This window comes from Collinsella sp. TM05-38, from assembly GCF_003466445.1.
Lineage (GTDB): Bacteria > Actinomycetota > Coriobacteriia > Coriobacteriales > Coriobacteriaceae > Collinsella.
Genome location: NZ_QSPM01000006.1, coordinates 13,327 through 37,396 on the forward strand (window position 1 = coordinate 13,327; position 24,070 = coordinate 37,396).

Consider the following 24,070-nt stretch of genomic DNA (forward strand, 5'->3'; position numbering starts at 1 on the left):
ATTAGAGCATAAACGGGTTGTGCTCAAGCTCTGCTTGCATGGTGGTTGAGGGCCCATGGCCAACGAGGCAAGTCGTGTCGGCCGGAAGCAACCGAGCGAGCTTGGAGAGCGAGCGCATAATTGCCGCCTCGTCGCCGCCGGCAAGATCGGTACGGCCGTGGCTGCCCGGGAACAGGGTGTCGCCAACAAAGGCAATGTTTCCCTGCTTGGTCGCAGCGAACAGGACAATGCCGCCCGGTGTATGTCCAGGCACTTCGATAACCTGCAGGCAAATGTCGCCGAGCTCAACGGTATCGCCCTCGGCAAGCAGACGCGTCGGATCGCCCGGATCGGGCGTCTCGATGCCCCACATCGCTCGCTGTTCCTCGATATTCGCATGCGGCACCGCTGCGTCCTTGTCACACAGCTCGTACAGGGCGCCAGCGCCAATGGCGGCCCGAACTCCTGCGATACCGCCGACATGATCGGCATGACCATGCGTGCAAACGGCACCGAGTACATGCACATCAGGGTATTCTGCTCGAATATGCTCAACGAGACTCTCGCCCTCCCAGGCGGGATCAACAATCAGACACTCGCCGTTCGAAATCACGGCATAACTATTGGTCTGGACGGGACCGTTTACAAGGGTTTCGATTGAGACCGAGCCCCGAGGAGTTAAATCCAAAGCCGTAGCGTCCATACGCGTGCCTCCTTCTATACACGTCGAGGCACCATACGATGCCTCGAACGCAGCCAATATCAATAATGTCGTAAGTCAGCCTACACACGACGCTTGAGCTGAGCTCCACCCTCGCCAGGCATCAAACGACGTGCATCGTAGACCGAGTCAACGCTGCTGATGGAGGCCAGCAGCGGATCCAGACCACTCGCGTCCGAGATCTCGACCATAAAGCGCAGGGTTGCAATACCCTCGCGGTTGGTCGACGTGGCGGCAGAAAGGATATTGCCGCCCGCATCGCCAATGGCAATGGTGACATCCTTGAGAAGGCCCATGCGGTCCAGGCACTCGACCACGATCTCAACCTGGAACAGGGTATCGGCAGCGCCGTCCCACTCCACTTCGATCATGCGCTCGGGATGCTCCATAAGACCCTTGACGTTGGGGCAATTGGCGCGATGCACCGAAACGCCACGACCGCGCGTGATGAAGCCGACGATGTCGTCGCCCGTCACCGGATTGCAGCAATGCGCCAAACGGACCAGCAGACCGCTGTTGCTCTCGCCCTTGACGATGATACCGTTGCTGGCGCTCTTGCCACGCTTTTGTGGCTTGCGGTTTGATCCGCGCGCAGGCTGCTTCACGACCTCGGCAATGGCCTCGGCCTTGGTGAGCTGCTCCTCGGGCTTGGGGTCCAAGATTTGCTCGACCTTGTTACCCACAGCGCGCGGGGCGACTTTGCCCGCACCGACGGCGGCAAACAGGTCCTCGAGCTGCTTGTAGTTAAACTGCTCCGCCACGGCGTTGAGCGCACGCGTGGATCGTGGCGTAGAGATGCCATACCCGCGCTTGCGCAGGTCCTTGGCCAGTATATCGCGGCCGGCGGCAGCGTCGTCGTCCTTGGTCGCGGCGGCAAAATAGCGGCGGATCTTTGACTTGGCGGAAGGTGTCTTAACGATCTTGAGCCAATCACGCGACGGCTTGGAACTCTTGTTGGTCAGGATTTCAACGCGGTCGCCCGTCTTGATTTCGTGCGTGAGCGGCGCCACCGCACCGTTGATCTTAGCGCCGACGCAGTGGTTGCCGACCTCGGTATGAACGGCGTAGGCAAAGTCGAGCGGTGTTGAGCCGGCGCGAAGCGCCATGACCTCGCCCTTGGGCGTAAAGACAAAAATCTCCTGGTCAAACAAGTCGACCTTCAGCGAATGCAGGTATTCCTTGGCGTCGGTGATCTCATCAGACGCAGCCCAATCGAGCGAATGTTTGAGCCAGTTAATCTGGTCGTCCAGACGCTGGGCATCATTGGTCTTTGAAGCAGACGATCCGCCCGACTTCTTATAGAGCCAGTGGGCGGCAATGCCGTACTCGGCCTGCTCGTGCATCTCGTAGGTTCGAATCTGAATCTCGAGCGGGCGGGCCGTGGGGCCGATAACCGTCGTGTGAAGCGATTGGTAGTTATTGACCTTGGGCATGGCGATATAGTCTTTAAAGCGACCGGGCATGGGGTGCCACAGCGTATGCACCGCACCGAGCGTGGAATAGCAATCGCGCACCGAATGGGTGATGACGCGCAGCGCCACCAAGTCGTAAATCTCGGAGAATTCCTTGCCCTTGCGCTTCATCTTTTGGTAAATGGACCAATAGTGCTTGGAGCGGCCGTTGATCTGGAAGCCCTCCAGGCCAATGCGGTTGAGTTCATCGGTGAGCGTCTTGATAGTCTCGGCCAGATAGCGCTCGCGAACCTCACGCGACTCTGCCACCATGCGCGCGATGCGCTGGTAGGCGTCGGGCTCCAAATAGAAGAAGGACAGATCCTCGAGCTCCCACTTAATAGAGCTCATGCCCAGGCGGTCGGCCAGGGGCGCGTACACATCCATAGTCTCGCGTGCCTTAAACAGGCGACGGTCCTCGCGCAGGGCGGCGAGCGTGCGCATATTATGCAGGCGGTCGGCGAGTTTGACGATGATGACGCGAATGTCCTTGGACATGGCAAGGAACATCTTGCGCAGCGTAAGCGCCTGCTTCTCGTCCATGCTGTCGACTTCGATGTTGGTGAGCTTGGTCACGCCGTCGACGAGCTCTGCCACGGTTTCGCCAAACAGGCCGGAAACGTCGGCAAGCGAGGTTTCGGTGTCCTCGACGGTATCGTGCAGCAACGCGGCGCACACCACATCGCAGTCCATCTTGAGATCAGCCAGAATGATGGCCACCTCGACGGGATGGTTAATGTACATCTCACCCGAGCGGCGCTTTTGGTTGCAATGCTTCTCGGCGGCAAAGCAGTAGGCCTGCTCCACCATGGAGAAGTCATCCTCATTCATATATTTGAGGCACAGACGCTCCAGCTTGTCGTAACTGTCCGCCATAATCTCGGGCGGCAGCTCATCGGCATGCTTATAGTGCTCCATCTCAGAAAAAGGCTGGAGGGTGGAATCATGGGCGGTACGGGCTGCGGCATCCATCGAGGTCCCCTTCCCCTAGGCCCGTGGTACGATCGGGCGGTTAACTTTGGCTAGCATATCAGAAGCACACGAATCGAGCGCCCAGCTCCGGAAAGCCGAGAACTCCATGCGCGAGCGCAAGCCCTCCAAATAGCGAATTGACCTGCTCAATTGCACGCGGCCAGGGTTTTCGGCCATCGCGATGCGACGGGTGTCGTCAAACCCCGAAACGCGACAGAAACCAAGCTCTTCGAAGATTCCCAGGCCGCTTTCCACCGAGCGCTCATCGACCGGCGTGCGCGCGTCGATTGCAAGGCACATCTGCGCAATGTCGATATCGCTTGCGCAGAATGAATCGTCCCCCGTCTTGCCACGGTTGGAGCGCCACATGGTCTGCAGCGCTCGATAGAGCGTGACAAGCTCATCGCGCTCGGGCGCGTAACAATCGAGCAGGCGCTCATTAATACGAGCGTCACGCGACGAATAGAGCAGATGAATCACAGCGGGCTGTCCGTCACGACCGGCACGGCCGCTCATCTGGTTAAACTCAATCGCGCCAAACGGCATATGGTAGAGCACGACATGTCGGATATCGGGCAGGTTGACGCCCTCACCGAAGGCCGAGGTCGAGACGATGCAGCTGAGGCTGCCATCTCGAAACGCCTCCTCGACGCGGCGGCGATCGGAACGCGCGAGCCCGGCGTTATAGAACGCGATATGGGTCGCACAGTCTGGCACGCGCTTGCGCAGCGTCTTGGCAAGTGCCACGGACTGGTCGCGCGAATTGACGTAGATAACGGTCTTCTCCCCCGTCGCCACAATCGACACCAGGCGATTTTCGCGGCTTGCGAGGTCTCGGTCATCCTCGAGCTGCAAGTTCTCGCGCACCGTCTCGTCAACCACCGTGCTGGTAATCGGCAATACGCGAGCGAGCTCTGCCACGACCGGAGCCGTCGCGGTAGCCGTTGCCGCCATGACAACGGGATCGCCTAGCGCTTTGAGAATATCGGGCATGTCGAGGTACGCGCTCCGGTCGCCACCTTTGGCAAGACCGGCATGATGCGCCTCATCGATAACGACAAAACCGATGCGCCCCGAACGCGCAAAGCGATCGCGGTGAATGGACAGGAACTCGGGCGTCGTGAGCACGATGCCGGTGCGGCCCGAAGCCAAACCGGCAAACACGTCATCGCGCGCCGCCTCCACGGTCTCGCCGGTCAGCACGCCAACACCAATGCCAAGCGCTGCCATCGTCGACGAGAGGTGATAGGCCTGGTCGGCAACGAGCGCACGCAGCGGATAGACAAAGATGCTCGCACGTCCGCGAAGCACCGCCTCACGCGCGGCATGTACATGGAAGATGAGAGACTTGCCGCGGCCCGTTCCCATAACGGCCAAGACGCTCTTGTGGTCGGCCAAGGCATCGAGTGCCTCAACCTGCGCGCGGTGTGGCTGGTTCGAGCCGATAAAGCTATGGATAAGCGAGCGCGTCAGCTCGGTATAGGAAAGCTGGGCAAGCGTCTCGCGCTTACGCGACTCCAGGCGCGGGCCTAAGTCCGCCGGCCGCACGCCACGACGAAGCTCGCACGCCGGATCGTCGATATTGGGCGCCGTGGTATCGCGCACCAAGACATCTTTGATCATGAGCTTGGGCTTCACGCGTCCCTGCCAATGCTCGGCCACGGCCTCGAACACCAAATCGACGGCGCTATCGCAATTGATGAGCTTATCGATCTGCGGCACGCGGAACATAATAGCCGGCACACTCGCGGCGCCATCGGTCGCCACGAAGCGCATGTGCTCGCCGGTTTTGCCCACCACGGCGCGATCGCACATTGTCACGCCCTCGGCCGCCAACAGCGGCACCTTGTTGCCCTGGCCAAACGGCTCAAGACGGGAGATCTGCTCGATGGTCTCAATATTCAGCTCGGAGAGGTCAACGGTGGCGGCAACCTCGTCGGTGTCCTCAAAGTCCTCGGCGGGAAGCTCGGACAGCACGGCGGAAAGGCGACGACGGAACTCGCCGAGCTTGGACGCCTCGATGGTCACGCCCACCGCACCCGCATGCCCGCCGCGACGAATCAGCAGGTCGGAGCAACGCTCGACGGCGTCGAACAGGCTGACCTTGCCCACCGAGCGACCCGAACCGCGAGCGATACCGTCTTCGATCGAGAACAGCAGCGCCGGCACGTGATAACGGTTGGTCAGACGGCTCGCTACGATACCCTTGACGCCCTCGTGCCAGCCCTCGCCGCCCACGACGATCGCGCGACCGCCGTCATAAGTCTCCTCGACCTTCGCCATGGCATCGCGTGTGAGCTCCGCCTCGATCTCGCGGCGTTGGCGATTGATTTCCTCGAGCTCGGCGGCAAGCGCACTCGCTTCGATGGGGTCGCGGGCAAGCAGCAGGTCGAGCGCCAGCTTGGGATCAGCCATGCGGCCGGCAGCATTCAGACGAGGGATGAGCGAAAACGACAGGCCATCGGCCGTAATGCTAGAGAGGTCGGCCTTGGCGAGCGCTGCCAGCGCGATGTAGCCGGGACGAGCCGTCACGCGCATCTGCTGGATGCCCTCGGCGACCAGTGCGCGGTTCTCGGGCGTCAGCGGCATCATGTCGGACACGGTGCCAAGCGCCGCAACCTCGATCAGCGAACGCCAATACGACGGTTTGCCCAAACGCTCGCCCAGGGCTTGCACCAGCTTGAGCGCCACACCGGCACCGGCAAGCTCGCGCGAAGGGCCCTCGTTCTCAAGCTTAGGGTCGGTCAGGGGCACGCCCTGCGGCACCTGATCGGAGGGCTCGTGATGGTCCGTGACCACCAAATCGATCCCCAGGCTCTCCAGATAGGAGACCTCTTCCTTGGCGGCAATACCGTTATCGACGGTCACGATCAGCTGGGGGCGAGCGAGCTCGTTAACGCGGTCGAGCGCCGCGCGCGAAAGACCGTAGCCCTCGTCAAAGCGATGTGGAATAAACGGCGTGACATCGGCACCAAACGCGCGCAGTGCCTCGGTCAACAGACAGGTCGACGTAATACCGTCAACGTCAAAATCGCCAAAGACCGCGATGTGCTCGTGGTTGCGAATGGCACGCTCGACGCGGTCGGCAACGACCGACATGCCCGGGATAATGAGTGGGTCGGCCCAGTCGCGATCGAGTGAAGGCGTCAAAAACAACTGACCTTCCTCGATGGATGTAATGCCGTGCGCAACCATAATGCGCGCCACCAGCCCGGGTATGCCCAGGCCAGCCGAAAGCTCCTTTTCGAGCTCGGGGTTTTGCTGAGCGACCGCCCAGCGATGCGTCGTCTTAAGCGATGACATAGGCGCCCACCCCCGATAGGGGCAGGTCGCCGCGATACCTCTCACGGTTCATAGCGATGAGTCCTCTGTGTATGCCCGCTTCGGCAGGCAGATCTGTTGAACGGATTTATTATACCGTGCACCGCGGACGCCAATCGCCGCAGCACGCCGCGGTTTCGATAAACGATGCCGGTAATAGCCTCGAAATAATCAAGCGTTTCTGACGCACGGACGCATGCGAGCGTCTAGCATATCCATTCAAAACGGATTCACAAGCAAAGGGAGTCGCAAGCGCATATGAAGCAGTGGGTTGGACTGGGCAAATTTCTCGCGGGGCACATGCAAATCATCGTTCCGATTTGCGTGGCGCTCGGCGTGCTCTTTCCCCAGCAGATCGGCGTGCTCAAGCCCATCGTTCCCGCCCTGTTTGCCTTTATGACGTTCCAAGGTGCGCTCAGCAACACCTTTCACCAGGTGGCCGAGGTGTTCCGCCGTCCACTGCACTTGATTTTGGCACTGCTCGTCTCGGCGGTGCTTATTCCCATAGCAGCTTATGCCATGGGATCACTGTTCTTTGGTTCCAACCCCAACCTTGTCTGCGGCATCGTGCTCGAGTACAGCGTGCCCGTGGCAGTCACTGCCTTTATGTGGATTAGCATGTTCGGCGGCAACGGCCCGCTCGCGCTCACCATCATCCTGACGTCCTCGGTCATCTCACCTGTGACGATTCCGCTTACGCTCAAGCTCCTGCTGGGTGCCACCGTCTCGATCGATGTGCCGAGCATGATGCAAGACATGGCCTTTATGATCGCCATCCCCGCCGTGCTCGGCATCGTAATCAACGAACTCACGCTCGGATGGGGACACGAGAAACTCTCCCCCGCGCTCTCGCCCGCCTGCAAGTTCATGATGATGGGTGTCATCGCGTCCAACTCCACCGCCATGAGCGAGTACGTCCTGCACATGAACGCGATGCGTCTGGAAGTCGCCCTCTTTATTTTGACCTTCGCCATCAGCGGCTTTGTCGTCGGTTTTCTGGTCGCCCGTGCGCTGCATCTGCCGTATAGCGAGACGACTACCATGTGCTTTACCTGCGGCATGCGTAACATCTCTTCGGGCGCCGTCATCGCCACACAGTATTTTCCCGGCGAGGTCGTGTTCCCCGTCATGTGTGGCACGCTGTTTCAACAGGTGCTGGCCTCGATTATCGGGCACCTCTTTGAGCGCCTAACCGGCGAGGAGCGCGCCAAACAGCGCAAGCGGGTCAAGGCCGGCCGCGACGCGATGGCACGCTAGACAGCACGCTTTTCGCAGGCGCTCGCCTTGCTACACGAGCGTTTCCAGATGCGCACACAGGCGCTCTGCATCGATATCGAGCGTGGTCTCAGCATTGACCTGGACCAGACGATAGCCCACAAAGTAGGGCGATACCACCCAACGCGGCAGCGCCTTTGCAATGGTCCGGCCGCCCAGGTGGTAGAAGAACAAGTTGTACGACTCCGCGCGACCGCCGTGGTGCTCGTGCAGAATATAGCGCAGGGCCACCTGAATCGCATCGGCAAACAGGTCCGCTTCGGCTTGGTCGTGGGCGTCGTCGCTGGCGGCGATTCCCTGCGGGGCTGAAACATTGACCTCAAAGAACCCCATGATCGGTTCGGTTGAGATGTTGACCGAGATTCTCCCCTGCTGCCAGACATTGATGCCTTCGAAATTGGCGGAAGTCAACGAAGCATAGCCGTCCTCCTGTTCCAAACCCACAATCTGCATGTGCGGATGGACCAGGCTGCCGCCCGAAAGCGGGCCTTTGTTCTTGTACATAAGCACACTGCGGTACTGTTGGGAATCGATCATCTGCTGCCAACAGTCCAGGGCAAACCGCATCACATGATGCAGCTCATCCGGTTCATAGGTCACCAGGTCGGCGTCGTGATTGGCAGACTCGATCAATACGGTCTGACGTGTGGCCCGCAAGGTCTTGAACTTATTCTCGAGCCAGATGCAGTCACCATCGCGCTGGATGATATTGGCGAGTCCCTCCGTGTCGCAAAAGGGGCACGCGGTACCGGGGCGACGGTTGTCATCGGGTTTGCCGCTCGCCTGCTGGACGTCAAATACCAGCGCCACGGGTTATACCTCCAGCGGCACGATCTTGGTGCCATGAAGCTCGGGGACGCCTAGCGCTGCCGCGACCGCGTCGCGATTTGCCGTAGTGATGCCGCCGCCGGGAAGGATGGTCAAACGATCACCCGCATACTCGATTAAACGAGCCAGGTGATCGAAATTATCCTCGATCGACGTACCGGCCGCGCCGCCATGCGTGAGGATGCGCGTAACGCCGCAGTCGGCAAGTGTATCAATCGCATCGAGTTGAGCCTCGGGCGAGAGCTGGTCAAATGCCATGTGGAAGGTGATGTCAAGGGACTCGCGCTTGCATTCCTCGGTCGCACACCCCGCGGCCATAACGAGGGCGCCGAGCGTAAGCTCGTCAAGCGCCCATCCGCCGGCACAAGGCTTGCAGCAGCCAAAGACCAAGCCGTCGGCGCCGGCGCTCACGGCAAGGCCCAAGTCCATCTCCATCATGCGCAGCTCGTCCTGGTTGTAATAAAAGTCGCCGCCACGCGGGCGGACCATGCACATCACCCGCGCATCGTGCTCGTGAGCATAGCTGACCGTAGCGCTGATAACGCCGGCCGAGGGCGTGGTACCACCGACGGCGAGGTTGTCGCACAGCTCGATGCGCTTTGCACCGGCGTCGATAGCCGCCGGCGCCCGCTCAAAGTTCTCGGCACAAAACTCGTACAGCATAGATAGACCCCCAAAGACAGCAGATGTTTTCCGACGGGCATTGTCGCACGCCCCCATGAAGTTGCGGTGGAATAGGGACTCTTTTGGCCTCTGAGACTCCCATTTAGTCCCTATTCCACCGCAACATAAAGGGAGTAGTCGTTGGCATCTGCCACAACGTCGATGTTTTGGCGAAGTCAGCGAAAGCCCGCCAGAGCGAGCAAGGTGCCTTGAAACAAGGCGGCATTGACCTTCTGGTCATGCCGCCGAAGTTGAAAGGCAGATTGCCGCCCTGGCGGGCTTGCAGCGTCGAGCCGTTACGCGGTTTGGTAAAACCGCGTAACTAGTTAGCCACCGAGATAGGCCTTGCGGACGTTATCGTCGTGCAGGAGCTCTTGGCCGGTGCCGGTCATGGTGATCTTGCCGGTCTCGAGCACGTAGCCGCGCGTGGCGATCGAGAGCGCCATCTGCGCGTTCTGCTCGACCAGAAGCACCGTGGTGCCGGCCTTGTGCAGGTCCTCGACAATCTGGAAGATCTGCTCAATCAGAATCGGCGCCAGACCCATGGAAGGCTCGTCAAGCATGAGCAGCTTGGGGTTACTCATAAGGGCGCGGCCCATAACGAGCATCTGCTGCTCGCCACCCGAAAGGGTGCCGGCAACCTGGCGGCGGCGCTCCTTAAGGCGCGGGAACTGCTCGTAGACGCGCTCAAGACCCGGAGCCACCGTGGACTTGGGCTGCGTATAGGCGCCCATCTCCAGGTTTTCCTCAACCGTCATCTGCAAAAAGGCGCGACGGCCCTCGGGAACCTGAGCCAGACCCTTGCTCACCAGTTTATCGGCGGGCGTATGGGTAATGTCCTCGCCCATAAACTTGATGGAACCGGTCTTGGAGCGCAGCAGGCCCGAGACGGTCTTAAGCGTCGTGGACTTGCCGGCGCCGTTGGCGCCGATCAGGGCCACGATCTCGCCCTCGTTGACGTTAAAGGAGATGTCCTTGATGGCGTGGATGGCGCCGTACCAGACGTTGATGTTGTAGACGGAAAGCATCGGCTCTGCCATTTAGTTCTCCCCCTTATCCTGCTTGCCCAGATACGCCTCGATAACGGCGTCGTTGTTCTGGATTTCCTCGGCCGTGCCCTTGGCGATGACCTTACCAAAGTTGAGCACGCAGATGCCCTCGCAGATGTTCATGACGAGCGACATATCGTGCTCGATGAGCATGATGGCGATGCCGAAGGTGTCACGGATCTTGACGATATTCGCCATGAGCTCCGCGGTCTCGGACGGGTTCATGCCGGCGGCAGGCTCGTCGAGCAGCAGCAGCTTAGGGTTGGTAGCAAGCGCGCGGACGATCTCCAGACGACGCTGGGCGCCATAAGGCAGCGAGCCAGCCTGCTCGTTTGCAAGGTGCTCCATATCAAAAATGGACAGCAGCTCCATAGCGCGCTCATGGGCGGCCTTCTCATGCTTCCAATACGTCGGCAGGCGCAGCACGCCCTCAAAACCGGAGTAGCGCTCCTGGTTGTGCAGGCCGACCTTAACGTTGTCCTCCACCGTCATGGTGTTGAACAGGCGGATGTTCTGGAAGGTACGGGCGATGCCCATGCGGTTGACCTGGTAGACGGACTTACCCGAGGTATCCTCGCCGTCGAGCAGGATGGTGCCGTGCGTGGGCTGGTACACCTTGGTAAGCAAGTTGAAGACCGTGGTCTTACCGGCGCCGTTGGGGCCGATCAGACCGGCGATCTCGGTCTTGCCAATGGTCAGGCTAAAGTCGTCGACCGCCTTAAGGCCGCCAAACTCAATGCCCAAGTGGATGCACTCGAGCGCCGGGCGCTGGCCCAGGTCGCGGTCGGGAACGATGGCGCCAGAAGGATACGGGACCATCTTGCCCTTGTTGAACTCAAACTTACTGGGCATCGGCTGCCACCTCCTTCTTGGGAGCAAAGCGGTCCTTAACGCGACCGAAGAACGCCTTGAGCTGCGGGTTGTTGGTAAAGACCATGACCAGGATCAAAACGATGGCATAGATGAGCATGCGATAGTCCGAGAACTGACGGAGCAGTTCGGGAAGCACCGTGAGCAGTGCCGCCGCGATGACAGAACCGCGCATGTTGCCCAGGCCGCCCAAGACCACGAACACCAGAATGAGGATGGACGTGTTGAAGTCAAACTTGGTGGCGGAGAGCTGCGAGAAGTTACCGCCGAACAGGGCGCCTGCAGCACCGGCGAGGGCGGCAGAAACCACGAAGGCGATCATGCGGTACTGGGTGACGGAGATGCCTACGGACTCGGCAGCGATCTTGTTGTCGCGCACGGCCATGATGGCACGGCCGGTACGGCTACGGACCAGATTGAGCACGATCACGAGCGCGATCATGACCAGGATGGCACCGGCAAGGAAGGTCGAGTAGGTCGACACGCCCGACGCGCCCTGGGCGCCCTTGATGATGGCGGTGCCGTCCTCGAGCAGATGAAGGTCGTCGATCGTGGAGTTGCCCGTGATGTTAAAGATCACGTGAAGGCCGCGGGAATCGACGCCCACGATAAGGCAGGTGACGATCTCTTTGATGATTTCGCCGAAGGCCAGGGTCACGATGGCCAGGTAGTCGCCGCTCAGGCGAAGAACCGGGATACCGATCAGGAAGCCCATAATGGCAGCAGCGACAGCGCCGACCACGATGCTGATGATAAGACGCACCGGATCGGAGGGAACGGCGCTCTCGAGGGCAACGGCGGTGACGATACCCGTATAGGCGCCGACACTCATAAAGCCCGCATGGCCCAGCGAAAGATCGCCCGCGATGCCGACGACGAGGTTAAGCGAGATGGCCATGACGATATAGGCCGTGATGGGAACCAGCTGACCGGCGATCATGCGCGGGATCATATGGTTGGACTGCATAAAGAACACGATGGCGAATGCCACGATGCACATGGCGTACGTGACAAAGTCGTGACGCGTCTGCTTGTCTTTAAGGAACTTCATAACGCTCACCTACACCTTCTCGGGGACGTACTTGCCCAAGAGGCCGGCAGGCTTGACGAGCAGGACGATGATCAGAACGCCAAAGACGATGGAGTTGGCAAGGCTCGTGGAAATGTAGGCCTGTGCCATTGCCTCGATGATGCCGATAAAAATGCCGCCGACAAAGGCGCCGGGGATGGAGCCGATGCCACCGAAGACGGCGGCGTCGAAGGCTTTGATGCCAGGCATGGCGCCCGTCGTGGGCTGCAGCACCGGCGAGTAGGAGCACAGCAGCACGCCGGCGATGGCGGCAAGGGCAGAGCCGATGGCAAACGTCATCGAGATGGTGCGGTTGACATTGATGCCCATGAGCTGAGCGGCGGCCTTGTCCTCGGACACGGCGCGCATGGCCTTGCCCATCTTGGTCTTGCCCGTAAAGAACACCAGGCCGGCCATGATAATCAGGCAAGCGACGATGGTGACGAGCGAGACAGCGCTCACGTTATACTTGGCCAAGAACTCCGGCACCGGGAAGGTGACGAGCGAAGTAAAGTTCTTGGGCGTGGCGCCCCACAGAAGCTGGGCGGCATTCTGCAAGAAATAGGACACGCCGATAGCCGTGATCAGAACGGCCAGCGGGCCTGCCTGGCGCAGCGGCTTATAGGCCAGGCCCTCGATGAGAACACCGAGAACCGTGCAGACCGCACAAGAGAGAATTACAGAAGCCCAGCCCGGGAGGCCGAGATACGACGTGGCGCAGAACGAGACATAGGCACCGACCATGATGACGTCGCCGTGAGCGAAGTTCAGCATCTTGGCGATACCGTAGACCATGGTGTAGCCCAACGCGATGATGGCGTAGACGCTGCCCATGGACAGGCCGTTGACCAGGTATTGGATAAAGACCGTCATGTTCCACATCCCCCTTTCGAATAGGTTTCCAGTTGATGTATGAAACAGGGACGTTACATCGTCCCTAGATACCAAGCAAGCAGGGAAGGCCAAAACCTCCCCTGCTTGGGATCAAAACCGCTCTATGTAAGGCGGTCTATTAGGCCTGTACGTACTTGCCGTCGGTGATGACGTACGCCGTGGGGTCCTTCTGGACCTGGCCCTTGTCATTCCAGGAAAGCTTGCCGGTCAGACCGTCAACGGTGATCTTGAGCATAGCCTCGGGCAGCTTCTCGGCGACCTCGGTGGGGTCGGCGTCGACGCCCAAGCCGGCCTCCTTAAGAGCCTCGACCACAGCGTGCACGCCGTCGTAGGCGTCGGCGGCAAACTGGTCGGGGGTATCGCCGTACTTATCCTTGTAGGCGTTAACGAAGTCGGCGTTCTTCTCGTCGTCGGCGGAGAACGGGGTCATGAGCAGCAGGCCCTCGGCAAGGGAGGTGTCGAAGCCCTCCACGCCCAGGATGCCGTCCATGCCGTCGCAGCCCATCATCTTGACGTCGTAGCCCATGTCCTTGGCGTTCTTGAGCAGGACGGACGCCGGCGTGTAGTAGATCGGCGCGAAGATCATGGTGGCGCCGGCCTGCTTGGCCTTGGTCAGCTGGTTGGTAAAGCTCGTTGCGGAGTCGTCCTTAAAGGTCTCCTCGTCAACGATCTCGAGCTTGGACTCAGCGGCCTGAGCCTTAAAGGAATCCGCGATACCCGAAGAATAGGCGTCGCCGGAGTTATAGAACAGAACGAACTTCTCGTCCGCATACTTCTGGGCCAGGAACTTGGCAGCGTTGACGCCCTGGTTGGGGTCGGTGAAGCAAACCTGGAAGACGCAATCCTTGCCGTCGGTAACGTCCTCGGAGGACGCGGACGGGGTGATCATGAACGTCTTGGGGTCGTTACCGCACTCGGCGGCAACGGCAACCGACGCACCCGTGGTGGTCGGGCCGACGAGGGCCTGCATGCCCCAGTCGAGCAGGGTATTGAAGGCGTTGACGGCCTTCTCGCCGTCGGCCTGGTCGTCCTCGGCCTTGCTGACAAGTGGCAGCTCCTTGGTCGAGAAATCCTTGCAGCCAAGCTCGACGCCCTGGGTAACGGACTTGCCGTAGGACGCGGCAGCACCGGTCAGCGGGCCGATGGTGCCGATCTTAAACGAGGCGTCGCTCGAAGCGGAACCGCTATCGCCGCCGTTGGAGGAGCAGCCAGCTAGAATAGACATCGCCCCCAGACCTGCTGCGCTCGCGATAACGCTCCTGCGATTCATAACAGGGTTCAATGACTTACCGGTGAGGCTCGACATGCGGCTCTCCTCTCAAATCTCGTCGGGTTTCGGTTACCCGACAGGCCATCCTTCGCCGTGTTCGGCGTTCGCAAAATAGTAGACGCTTTAGTTAGGAAAAGTGGCGATTATTTCAACTTTTCTTTTACCTCAGATTTTTATCCATATTTCTGCGTATTTTTGCCGCTTTATGCATATCTGCCACTTTATTGTGTAAAAGTAATGTTTCCATTCTGTTACAAGCATCCTCGCCCTGAATAAAAGAGCCTCACCGGTTGCGTTTTATACGCTCTTAGGCGGCGATGTACTTGCCGTCCTGAATCACATAGGCCGTAGCGGGCTTTTCGACCTGGCCCTCGTCGTTCCAGGTGAGCTCGCCGGTCAGGCCATCGATCTTGATCTTACGCATGGCCTTGGCAAGTTCGGCGGCAATGTCGGCACCGTCGGTCGTCGTATCGATGCCAGCCTTGTCGATGGCCTCGGCGATCGCGTGGACGCAGTCGTAGGCGTCGGCGGCAAACTGGTTGGGGGTCTCGTCGTACTCCTCCTTATATGCCTTGACAAAGTCGGCGTTCTTCTCGTCGTCGGCGGAGAAGGGCGTCATGAGCAGCACGCCCTCGGCAAGCGAGGTATCGAAGCCCTCCACAGAGAGCAGACCGTCCATGCCGTCGGTGCCCATGAGCGTCATGTCGTAGCCCATGTCCTTGGCGTTCTTGAGCAGGACGGACGCCGGCGTGTAGTAGATCGGCGCAAAGATGAGCGTGGCGCCGGCCTCCTTGGCCTTGGTCAGTTGATTGGTAAAGCTCGCGGAAGAGTCGTCCTTAAAGGTCTCGGTGTCGACGATATCGAGCTTGGACTCCTTGGCCTGCTCGGCAAAGGCGTCGGCAACGCCCGAGCTGTACGTATCGCCGGAGTTGTAGAACAGGGCGATCTTGGCGTCTGCGTACTTCTCGGCCAAAAACTTCGCGGCACTCGTGCCCATGGTGGGGTCGGTGAAGCAGACCTGGAAGACCGTGGTCTTGTCCTTGGTGACATCGAGCGACGAGGCGGAAGGCGTGACCATGAGCATGTCGTCGGCAATCTCACCCGAGACGGCAACGGCGGCACCGGTGGTGACGGGGCCGACGAGCGCCTGCATGCCCCAGTCGCACAGGGTATTGAAGGCGTTGATGGCTTTCTCGCCGTCGGCGACGTCGTCCTCGGACTTAAGCGAGAGCTTGAGGTCCTTGGTCGAGAAATCCTTTACGGCGAGCTTGGCGCCCTTCTCGACCGAGACGCCATAGGTGGCCGCGGCACCGGTCAGAGGACCGATGACGCCGATCTTGAAAGACTTGCCGTCATCGGCCGACCCATCGTCCGAGCCACCCGAGGAGCAGCCGGCAAGTGCGACGGTGCTGCCGAGCGCGGCGGCGCCGGCGAGGAAGTTCCTACGGCTGAGCGTGCTGTTGATGTTGAACATGGTGTCCCCTTTTCGCTGGCCGCGGTGCGGCCGTCTTGCGGTACAGGGCAAACCTTATGGCCCAAACGTTGACAGTTTGTTACGGGAGTTCGTTTGTAGCGAGCGTGTTTCCAATATTTCCGCAGCGTTTCGGGGGTAGCGTTTTATGCGGCTCCTGTTGCCTGGCAAGCACGCGCCCTTGGTTCACGCTAGAATGCACTCAACCTTAACTGGTCAATCATCCATACAGATGCACGAAGGAGCTATCTATGAGCGAACCCCTGCGCACCGTGAACGTCGGCCTGATCGGCCTGGGAACCGTCGGCGGCGGCGTGGCCCGTCTGATCAAGAGCCACCACGATGAGTACCTGGCCGCCTACGGCATCGACCTTAAGCTGACCCGCGCCTGCGCGCTTGCCTGGGAGCAGGCCGAAGCCGCCGGTATTGAGCGCGAGGCCTTTACGAGCGACTGGCATGATGTCGTCACCGACCCCACCGTCGACATCGTCGTCGAGCTAATTGGCGGCGAGCATCCCGCAACCGAGATCTTCACCACGGCCTTTGAGAACGGCAAGCACGTCGTCTCCGCTAACAAGGCCCTGCTCGGCCGTCACGTCGAGACGCTCGCCGAGAAGGCGCGTGAGTGCGGCGTGCAGATCAAGTGCGAGGCCAGCTGCGGCGGCGGCATCCCCATCGTCAGCACGCTCGAGCACGACCTGGTGGGCAACAAGATCCTGACCATCGCCGGCATCCTCAACGGCACCACCAACTACATCCTGTCGCGCATGGACGCCGAGGGCGCCGATTACGCCGACGTGCTCGCCGACGCGCAGGCCAAGGGCTACGCCGAGGCCGACCCGTCCGCCGACGTCGACGGCTTCGATGCCGCCAGCAAGACGGCCATCCTCGCCTCCATCGGCTTTGGCACCCGTGTGACCACCGACGACGTCTACCAGCAGGGCATCCGTACCATCGGCGCCGAGGACATCGCCCAGGCCCGCGAGCTCGGCTACACCATTAAGCTGCTGGGCATTGCGCGCAACACCGATGCCGGCGTCGACGTCCGCGTGCACCCCACGCTGATCCCCGCCGACCACATGCTCGCCAAGGTCAACGGCGCCATGAACGCCGTCTACGTGGTGGGCGACGCCGTGGGCGAGACCATGTTCTACGGTGCCGGCGCAGGCTCCTTCCCCACCGCGAGCGCCGTCGTGGGCGATATCCTGTCGCTGTCCGAGCAGATCAGCCGCGGCGTTGCTCCGCTGCCCGAGATTGAGCCCTACGGCCACAACCTTGCCTTTAAGCCCATGGACGAGCTCCAGACCAAGTACTATGTGCGTCTGAAGGTCGCCGACCGCGTGGGCGCCCTGTCCGAGACGGTCGACATCTTTGCCAAGCACAACATCTCGATCTCGCTCATCAACCAGGTCGAGGACGGCAAGTCGGGCGTCAGCGATACCTGCTCGGTCATCTTCCTGACGCACCGCGCGCTCGAGAAGGACGTCCAGGCTGCCGCCGCCGAGCTTGCCAGCGTCGACTGCGTGGCCGAGATCGCCAACGTCCTGCGCATCGAGGACGTCGAGGCCTGGACCGAAGGCGTCATGGCCAACTAGCCCGATTCTCGGCAAATCAAATAACGCATGAGGGGCTCCCATCCGATTGGATGGGAGCCCCTTTTAGTTACATCTTTTGCACGAAGTGGTCGACTAACGTTTGAGCAACTTGACCGTTCGTCAACAACCGTGGATACCGTTTACCGATATGCGGCGTCAGCTGTTTTTTGCCGCCACTATGCTGTGCTGCAAGTATCCATGCACATAAGAGAGGAAGCGATATGCTGCTCAAGGGCAAGAAAGCAATCATCACCGGAGGCACGCGCGGAATCGGCTATGCCATCGCCTGCCGTTTTATCGAGGAAGGCGCCGCCGTCACGGTCTTTGGCTCGCGCCAGGAGACTGCCGACGCAGCCGTTGAGAAACTGGCAGCCGCCTATCCCGAGGCTAAGGTTTGGGGCCGCTCCTGCGACCTCACCTCGCTCGAGGCCGTAACTGAGGCCTTTACCCAGGCTGCCGCCGATATGGGCGGCTTGGACACGGTCGTCAACAATGCCGGCATCTCCCAGCGCTCGCCCCTTTTGGACTACACGGCCGAGGAGTTTGCCAAGGTCATGGACCTCAACGTCGTCGCCGTCTTTAACGGCCACCAGGCTGCCGCCAAGATCATGACCGAGGCCGGCCACGGCGGCACCATCACCACCACGAGCTCGATGGTCGCTAAGTACGGTCAGCCCTCCGGCGTTGGCTATCCCACGTCCAAGTTTGCCGTCAACGGCATGGTCCAGTCGCTCTCGCGCGAGCTCGCCCCCATGGGCATTCGCGTCAATGCCGTCGCACCCGGCGTGACCAAGACCGATATGGTCGCCAACCTGCCCGAAGAGGTCATCAAGCCTATCATCACCACCATTCCGCTGGGCCGCATGGGCGAGCCCGAGGATGTCGCCAACGCCTTCGTCTTCCTGGCGAGCGACATGTCCGCCTACGTCACAGGCGCCGTGCTCCCCGTCGACGGAGCCGCCCGCTCCTAAGGGACCACGAGCTTTGGCCCCTGGCCTCAACATAGCTCAACCAAAGAAGGCGCGCTGTCCACATCAACCGCAGACAGCGCGTCTTCTTCTGTTTGAAGGGAAACTGTATCCCGTTTCGCGTCCGTCCTCAAACGGGAATGCCGCCCCCGCATCAGCGTCGGCTACTTGCCGTCGTCCTCGTCGGCTTCTTCGTGCGCATAAAGCTCAAGCATGCGACGGCGGTACTCATGCACGGCGAGCTTGGCACGCTCTAGGCGGCGACGCTCACGCGGGGTGAGCTCGGACGGATCTATCTCGTCGCCATAGTTCTTATCGGCAAGCAGATGCGCCGCATCCACAATGCGCGCATCGATGCGTTCGCTCGCCGCCCGATCAGAAAGGCGCTCGGCAATCGTATCGAGTGTAGGCAAGCCTTCGAATACGCGACCATGTCCATGCGACGTCAACAGCTCGTGCTCGCGGGCGAGAAGACTTGCAAGGTCGTGATGGGCGCGCAGGATATTGAGCGCATCAGAAGGATGCTCGGCAACCTCCGCCACGGCGGCGACCGGCGCCGCATCGACCACGCGGTAGAAGAGCTGCGCGAGCAGTGGCATCAGGAACACCGTGATGGCGCCGGCGGCAACCATGACCGACGCAATATCTTGAGACAGCGCGCCCGCGTTGACGGCAACGCTCGTCACGGCAACGATGATCGGCAGGGCCGTGGTGCAGTAGAGCGCCACGGTGATGCGGCCATACGCCGAGACGTCACGCGTCGCGGGACAAATGCTCATAGAGATGAGAATGGGCACGGCGCGGATAACCAGCAACGCCACGATAAAGCCCACGAGCAAGCCGGGGCGCGATGCTACAGCCGTCAGGTCGATCTTGGCACCCGACACGGTAAAGAACACCGGGATCAAAAAGCCATAGGCAAGGCCATCGAGTTTAAGCTCGAGCGTATGGTTGCCCTCGGGGATGATGTAGCGCAGGACAAAGCCCGCGGCAAAAGCGCCCAGTACGATATCGAGGCTAAAAATAGCGGAAAACGCCACGAGCGTGACCAGGATGAGCACTGTGAGGCGCACGAACGTCTGAGAAGTCGTATCGGCGCGCTCCTGAATAAAGGCAAAGAAGCGGCTGCCAATACGCTTGGAGCGGCTGGGGACCACGGCAAGCAGCACGCACACCACGGCGAACAGCCCCAAGATCAACAGCGTCTCGACACCCGTACGGGCAGACAGCAGCACCGACATGGCGAGCACGGGCCCGAGCTCGCCCCACGTACCATAGGCAAGAATCGAATCGCCGACGCGCGTCCCAGAAAGCGACCGCTCGCGCAAGATGGGCATGAGCGCCCCAAGCGCCGTCGAGGTCAACGCCAGCGTCACGGCGATGCCATCAAAATGACTGACCGAAAACCACGGGGTAAAGCGCACGGCAAGCCAGGCTATACCAAACGTGACGACCCACGTCGCCATGCCGTAACGCCCCTCGATGCCCGTGATGTTCTTGGGATCGATCTCAAAGCCGGCAAGCAGGAACAAAAAGGCCAGGCCGAGCTCGGACACGAGCGAGACCTCGGCATCCACATGGATAATGCCGAGCATATGAGGTCCCAGCACCGCGCCAAACACGAGCAAAAAGACCGTCTCGGGAACGGGTTTTCCGGGAATCGCCGAGGCGATGAAGGGACTTGCAAAGGCCACGAGTGCGATGATGGCGAGCGAAACAAATGCCATGTGATGCCTTTCTCTTGTTTGCGCTCCACTGTAGCACCCTCGCCGTCCTCAACGCGCCACGAGCTGTCGTATCATAGTGAGGTTTAAAAGTATGTGGCTCAAGGCGATCGCGAGGCTTGCCCCGCAAACCGACCGCTGCCGCATACCGCACCGTACGCCCAACCGATCAGGAAGGCAGGAACCAATGGTCTCTCGTATCTACGTGGAGAAGAAACCCGGGTTCGACGTCGAGGCTCAGCAGCTCAAGGGCGAGCTGAGCGAGATTCTCGGCATCAAGGGCATCGAGGCTCTGAGGATCATCAACCGCTACGACGTCGAGGGCATCGATGAGGAGCTGTTCCGCTCCTGCGTGCCGACCGTCTTTAGCGAGCCCCAGGTCGATGTGACCTACAACGAGCTCCCCGCAAGCGATGGCGCCGTCTTTGCCGTCGAATTCCTGCCTGGCCAGTTTGACCAGCGCGCCGACTCCGCCAGCGAGTGCGTGCAGCTCATCAGCCAGGGCGAGCGCCCCGCCGTGCGCTCCGCCAAGGTCTATATGATCTCGGGCGCCCTGGACGAGGCCGCCATCGATACCATTAAGCACTACGTGGTGAACCCCGTCGAGGCCCGCATTGCCTCACTCGACCTACCCGAGACGCTGCACATGGAGACCCCCGAGCCTGCGCCCGTCGAGGTGCTTGACGGCTTCCGCGAGCTCGACGAAGCCGGTCTTGCCGCCTTTATCTCCGAGCGCGGTCTTGCCATGGACGAGGCGGACATCGCCTTCTGCCAGCAGTACTTCCGCGATGAAGATCGCGACCCCACCATCACCGAGATCCGCGTGATCGACACCTATTGGTCCGACCACTGCCGCCACACCACCTTCGGTACCGTCCTGGATGACGTGACGATCGACGACGCCGTGGTGCAGCAGGCCTTCGACCGCTACATGGAAATGCGCCACGAGCTCGGTCGCGACGCCAAGCCCGTCTGCCTCATGGATATGGGCACCATCGGCGCCAAGTATCTCAAGAAGACCGGCGTCATGACCGATGTCGACGAGTCCGAGGAGATCAACGCCTGCACCGTCAAGGTAAAGGTCGATGTTGATGGTGAGGACCAGGACTGGCTGTTCCTCTTTAAGAACGAGACCCACAACCACCCGACCGAGATCGAGCCCTTCGGCGGTGCCGCCACCTGCGTGGGCGGCGCCATCCGTGACCCGCTCTCGGGCCGCAGCTATGTGTACCAGGCCATGCGCGTCACCGGCGCCGGCGACCCCACCGTCCCGGTTTCCGAGACGCTCGAGGGCAAGCTCCCGCAGCGCAAGCTCGTGACCACCGCCGCCGCCGGCTACTCCAGCTACGGCAACCAGATCGGCCTTGCCACCGGTCAGGTCAACGAACTCTATCACCCCGGCTACGTGGCCAAGCGCATGGAGGTCGGTGCCGTCGTGGGCGCTACCCCGGCAAACCACGTGCGTCGCGAGTGCCCCGCCCCCACCGACAAGATCATCCTGCTGGGCGGCCGCACCGGCCGTGACGGCATCGGCGGCGCCACCGGCTCCTCCAAGACCCAGAACACCGAGTCCATCGAGACTTCGGGTGCCGAGGTCCAGAAGGGCAACGCCCCGGTCGAGCGCAAGCTGCAGCGCCTGTTCCGACGCGGCGACGCTTGTCGCTTGATCAAGCGCTGCAACGACTTTGGCGCCGGCGGCGTCTCGGTCGCCGTGGGCGAGCTTGCCGACGGCCTGTATGTCGACCTCGATACCGTGACCAAGAAGTACGACGGCCTGGACGGCACCGAGCTCGCCATTTCCGAGTCCCAGGAGCGCATGGCTTGCGCCGTCGCCGACGGTGACGTCGAGGAGTTCATGGGCTACGCCGCCGAGGAGAACCTGGAAGCGACCGTTATCGCCGAGGTTACCGCCGAGCCGCGCATGCGCATGGCCTGGAACGGCGTCGCCATCGTCGACCTGTCCCGCGAGTTCCTCAACTCCAACGGTGCGCCCAAGCACCAGGCCGCCCACGTCTGCGCCCGCAGCGTGTGGCAGCCCAGCTGGGCCGGCACCACGCTTGCCGAGCGTATGACCTCGCTCGTCACCGATCTTAACGTCGCCTCCAACAAGGGCCTTTCCGAGCGCTTCGACTCCACCATCGGCGCCGCCACCGTGCTCATGCCCTTTGGCGGCAAGACGCAGCTCACCCCGAGCTCTGCCATGGTCGCCAAGTTCCCCGTGGACGGCGAGACCACCACGGCGAGCGCCATGGCATGGGGCTTCAACCCCTACCTGATGGAGGCCGACCAGTTTGCAGGTGCCTACCTGTCCGTAGTCGAGTCCATCGCCAAGCTCGTCGCCGCCGGTTTTGAGCACAAGCGCGCCTACCTCTCCTTCCAGGAGTACTTCGAGCGCCTGCGCACCGAAGCCGAGCGCTGGGGCAAGCCCATGGCAGCCGTTCTGGGTGCTCTTATGGCCCAGGTCGATCTGGGTGCCGGCGCCATCGGCGGCAAGGACTCCATGAGCGGCTCGTTTGAGGACGAGGCCGGCGAGCTCAACGTTCCGCCGACCCTCATCAGCTTCGCCGTGGCCGTGGGTCGCGCCGCCCGCGCCACATCGCCCGAGTTCAAGGGCCTGACGCACCGCGTCGTCCGCATCGCCCCCGCCACCTATGGCGAAGACTACCGCCCCGATGCCCAGCAGCTGCTCGCCGCGTTTGACGCCGTCGAGGCGCTCACCGCCACCGGCGACGCCCTGGCCATCTCCACGCCCGGCTACGGCTGCGGCGCCGAGAGCCTCTTTAAGATGTGCGTCGGCAACCAGATCGGCATCGAGCTTGCCGAGGACGTGGACGTGGAGAGCCTCTTCACCCCGCTCTACGGCAGCTTTATCGTCGAGCTCGCAGAGGATGCCGAGCTGCCCGAAGTCGCCGACGGCGTTGTCGTCGAGCCCCTGGGCACCACCGTCGAGGGCTATGTCATCGACACCGGCTCCGAGGTCATCGATCTCTCCGAGCTCCAGGAAGCCTGGGAGAGCGGCATCGAGGGCGTCTTTGCCTACCGCAGCACCAGCGAGCAGCCCGAGGCCGAGACCATTGACTATCGCGCCAAGGACATCCATGTGTACGGCGGCGCCAAGATCGCCCGCCCGCGCGTGATTATCCCCGTCTTCCCCGGCAACAACTGCGAGTACGACAGCGCCCGTGCCTTCCGCGCCGCCGGTGCCGAGGCTGACACCTTCGTGATCAACAACCTCACGCCCGAGGCCGTTGCCGAAAGCACCCACGAGCTTGCCCGTCGCATCCGCCAAAGCCAGATCGTCATGATCCCCGGCGGCTTCTCGGGCGGTGACGAGCCCGACGGCTCCGCCAAGTTCATCACGGCGTTCTTCCGCGCTCCCGAGGTCACCGAGGCAGTTCGCGACCTGCTCAAGGCCCGCGACGGCCTGATGCTGGGCATCTGCAACGGCTTCCAGGCCCTGGTCAAGCTCGGCCTGGTGCCCTACGGTGACATCGTCGACGCCACGCCCGACGCGCCCACGCTGACGTTCAACACCATCGGTCGCCACCAGAGCCGTCTGGTGCGCACCCGCATCTCGTCCAACCTGTCCCCATGGTTGTCGCAATGCAGCCTGGACGACCCCTACACCGTCGCCATCAGCCACGGCGAGGGCCGCTTTGTCGCCAATGACGAGGTGCTCGCCCAGCTAATCGCCAACGGCCAGGTCGCCACGCAATACGTGGGCGAGGACGGCAAGCCCAGCATGGATCTTTCCGTCAACCCCAACGGCTCCGCACTCGCTATCGAGGGCATCACGAGCCCCGACGGCCGCGTCCTGGGCAAGATGGGCCATGCCGAGCGTCGCGGCGACAACCTGTACCGCAACGTTCCCGAGCATGTCCCCGGCGATAAGTTCATGCCGATCTTTGAGAGCGGCGTAGCCTACTTCGCCTAAAGACGTTCCCATCGGG

Annotated in this window: 16 protein-coding genes; 4 read left to right on the forward strand and 12 right to left on the reverse strand. The window is 61.4% G+C overall.

All coding sequences use genetic code 11. The features are described 5' to 3' along the window. Position 1: 1 nt before the first annotated feature. The 3 genes from DXD49_RS04450 to recJ all read right to left on the reverse strand — a co-directional run bounded on the left by DXD49_RS04450 (position 2) and on the right by recJ (position 6,426). The gene (locus DXD49_RS04450) at positions 2-682 is read right to left on the reverse strand and encodes an MBL fold metallo-hydrolase (protein WP_117794326.1); all 681 of its coding nucleotides are present in this window, start codon (positions 680-682) and stop codon (positions 2-4) included. A gap of 80 nt (positions 683-762) precedes the next feature. Further along, the gene (locus tag DXD49_RS04455; RefSeq protein WP_117794327.1) at positions 763-3,123 is read right to left on the reverse strand and encodes a bifunctional (p)ppGpp synthetase/guanosine-3',5'-bis(diphosphate) 3'-pyrophosphohydrolase; all 2,361 of its coding nucleotides are present in this window, start codon (positions 3,121-3,123) and stop codon (positions 763-765) included. A gap of 15 nt (positions 3,124-3,138) precedes the next feature. Next, on the reverse strand, positions 3,139-6,426 hold the full coding sequence (recJ, locus tag DXD49_RS04460) for a single-stranded-DNA-specific exonuclease RecJ (protein ID WP_117794328.1): 3,288 nt from the start codon (positions 6,424-6,426) through the stop codon (positions 3,139-3,141). 276 nt (positions 6,427-6,702) lie between these two features. Between recJ and DXD49_RS04465 the strand changes: the two genes are divergently transcribed. Next, positions 6,703-7,701 (forward strand): bile acid:sodium symporter family protein, encoded by a 999-nt coding sequence (locus DXD49_RS04465; RefSeq protein WP_117794329.1) that lies wholly within the window; start codon positions 6,703-6,705, stop codon positions 7,699-7,701. A 30-nt stretch (positions 7,702-7,731) separates the two neighbouring features. Here the strand turns inward: DXD49_RS04465 and DXD49_RS04470 are convergent, their stop codons facing one another. From DXD49_RS04470 to DXD49_RS04505, 8 genes are all read right to left on the reverse strand, one after another. Further along, positions 7,732-8,529, reverse strand: a complete 798-nt coding sequence (locus DXD49_RS04470; RefSeq protein WP_117794330.1) for a DUF4931 domain-containing protein — start codon at positions 8,527-8,529, stop codon at positions 7,732-7,734. A gap of 3 nt (positions 8,530-8,532) precedes the next feature. Continuing rightward, positions 8,533-9,210 carry a copper homeostasis protein CutC gene (locus DXD49_RS04475; protein WP_117794331.1) on the reverse strand — a complete coding sequence of 226 codons (678 nt, stop codon included), beginning with the start codon at positions 9,208-9,210 and terminating at the stop codon, positions 8,533-8,535. A gap of 326 nt (positions 9,211-9,536) precedes the next feature. Next, positions 9,537-10,238: an ABC transporter ATP-binding protein gene (locus DXD49_RS04480; protein ID WP_117734727.1), complete on the reverse strand. Its 702-nt coding sequence runs from the start codon at positions 10,236-10,238 to the stop codon at positions 9,537-9,539. A gap of 12 nt (positions 10,239-10,250) precedes the next feature. Beyond that, positions 10,251-11,111 (reverse strand): ABC transporter ATP-binding protein, encoded by an 861-nt coding sequence (locus DXD49_RS04485; protein WP_006234439.1) that lies wholly within the window; start codon positions 11,109-11,111, stop codon positions 10,251-10,253. Then, positions 11,101-12,180, reverse strand: coding sequence for a branched-chain amino acid ABC transporter permease (locus tag DXD49_RS04490; RefSeq protein ID WP_117734503.1), 1,080 nt, complete (start codon positions 12,178-12,180; stop codon positions 11,101-11,103). The genes DXD49_RS04485 and DXD49_RS04490 overlap by 11 nt, the downstream gene beginning before the upstream one ends. A 9-nt stretch (positions 12,181-12,189) precedes the next feature. Then, positions 12,190-13,071: a branched-chain amino acid ABC transporter permease gene (locus DXD49_RS04495; RefSeq protein WP_117794332.1), complete on the reverse strand. Its 882-nt coding sequence runs from the start codon at positions 13,069-13,071 to the stop codon at positions 12,190-12,192. Between the two features lie 139 nt (positions 13,072-13,210). Then, the gene (locus tag DXD49_RS04500; RefSeq protein ID WP_117734505.1) at positions 13,211-14,398 is read right to left on the reverse strand and encodes an ABC transporter substrate-binding protein; all 1,188 of its coding nucleotides are present in this window, start codon (positions 14,396-14,398) and stop codon (positions 13,211-13,213) included. 271 nt (positions 14,399-14,669) lie between these two features. Next, positions 14,670-15,836: an ABC transporter substrate-binding protein gene (locus DXD49_RS04505; protein ID WP_117794333.1), complete on the reverse strand. Its 1,167-nt coding sequence runs from the start codon at positions 15,834-15,836 to the stop codon at positions 14,670-14,672. Between the two features lie 248 nt (positions 15,837-16,084). Between DXD49_RS04505 and DXD49_RS04510 the strand changes: the two genes are divergently transcribed. Together DXD49_RS04510 and DXD49_RS04515 are read left to right on the forward strand one after the other, a co-directional pair. Then, the gene (locus DXD49_RS04510; RefSeq protein WP_117763725.1) at positions 16,085-17,428 is read left to right on the forward strand and encodes a homoserine dehydrogenase; all 1,344 of its coding nucleotides are present in this window, start codon (positions 16,085-16,087) and stop codon (positions 17,426-17,428) included. A 221-nt stretch (positions 17,429-17,649) separates the two neighbouring features. Then, on the forward strand, positions 17,650-18,399 hold the full coding sequence (locus DXD49_RS04515) for an SDR family NAD(P)-dependent oxidoreductase (RefSeq protein ID WP_117734508.1): 750 nt from the start codon (positions 17,650-17,652) through the stop codon (positions 18,397-18,399). 161 nt (positions 18,400-18,560) lie between these two features. Here DXD49_RS04515 and DXD49_RS04520 read toward each other — a convergent pair whose 3' ends face one another. Continuing rightward, positions 18,561-20,123, reverse strand: a complete 1,563-nt coding sequence (locus tag DXD49_RS04520) for a cation:proton antiporter (protein WP_117763724.1) — start codon at positions 20,121-20,123, stop codon at positions 18,561-18,563. A gap of 184 nt (positions 20,124-20,307) precedes the next feature. Between DXD49_RS04520 and DXD49_RS04525 the strand changes: the two genes are divergently transcribed. Beyond that, positions 20,308-24,054, forward strand: coding sequence for a phosphoribosylformylglycinamidine synthase (locus DXD49_RS04525; RefSeq protein ID WP_117794334.1), 3,747 nt, complete (start codon positions 20,308-20,310; stop codon positions 24,052-24,054). Positions 24,055-24,070: the final 16 nt, after the last annotated feature.

What these genes read in the sequence shown, in the direction of transcription:
- DXD49_RS04510 (WP_117763725.1), top strand. Translation starts at nt 16,085, where the DNA reads ATGAGCGAACCCCTGCGCACCGTGAACGTCGGCCTGATCGGCCTGGGA.
- DXD49_RS04505 (WP_117794333.1), bottom strand. Translation starts at nt 15,836, where the DNA reads ATGTTCAACATCAACAGCACGCTCAGCCGTAGGAACTTCCTCGCCGGC.
- DXD49_RS04485 (WP_006234439.1), bottom strand. Translation starts at nt 11,111, where the DNA reads ATGCCCAGTAAGTTTGAGTTCAACAAGGGCAAGATGGTCCCGTATCCT.
- DXD49_RS04490 (WP_117734503.1), bottom strand. Translation starts at nt 12,180, where the DNA reads ATGAAGTTCCTTAAAGACAAGCAGACGCGTCACGACTTTGTCACGTAC.
- DXD49_RS04525 (WP_117794334.1), top strand. Translation starts at nt 20,308, where the DNA reads ATGGTCTCTCGTATCTACGTGGAGAAGAAACCCGGGTTCGACGTCGAG.
- DXD49_RS04500 (WP_117734505.1), bottom strand. Translation starts at nt 14,398, where the DNA reads ATGTCGAGCCTCACCGGTAAGTCATTGAACCCTGTTATGAATCGCAGG.
- DXD49_RS04520 (WP_117763724.1), bottom strand. Translation starts at nt 20,123, where the DNA reads ATGGCATTTGTTTCGCTCGCCATCATCGCACTCGTGGCCTTTGCAAGT.
- DXD49_RS04495 (WP_117794332.1), bottom strand. Translation starts at nt 13,071, where the DNA reads ATGACGGTCTTTATCCAATACCTGGTCAACGGCCTGTCCATGGGCAGC.
- DXD49_RS04515 (WP_117734508.1), top strand. Translation starts at nt 17,650, where the DNA reads ATGCTGCTCAAGGGCAAGAAAGCAATCATCACCGGAGGCACGCGCGGA.
- DXD49_RS04455 (WP_117794327.1), bottom strand. Translation starts at nt 3,123, where the DNA reads ATGGATGCCGCAGCCCGTACCGCCCATGATTCCACCCTCCAGCCTTTT.
- DXD49_RS04450 (WP_117794326.1), bottom strand. Translation starts at nt 682, where the DNA reads ATGGACGCTACGGCTTTGGATTTAACTCCTCGGGGCTCGGTCTCAATC.
- DXD49_RS04480 (WP_117734727.1), bottom strand. Translation starts at nt 10,238, where the DNA reads ATGCTTTCCGTCTACAACATCAACGTCTGGTACGGCGCCATCCACGCC.
- DXD49_RS04465 (WP_117794329.1), top strand. Translation starts at nt 6,703, where the DNA reads ATGAAGCAGTGGGTTGGACTGGGCAAATTTCTCGCGGGGCACATGCAA.
- DXD49_RS04475 (WP_117794331.1), bottom strand. Translation starts at nt 9,210, where the DNA reads ATGCTGTACGAGTTTTGTGCCGAGAACTTTGAGCGGGCGCCGGCGGCT.
- recJ (WP_117794328.1), bottom strand. Translation starts at nt 6,426, where the DNA reads ATGTCATCGCTTAAGACGACGCATCGCTGGGCGGTCGCTCAGCAAAAC.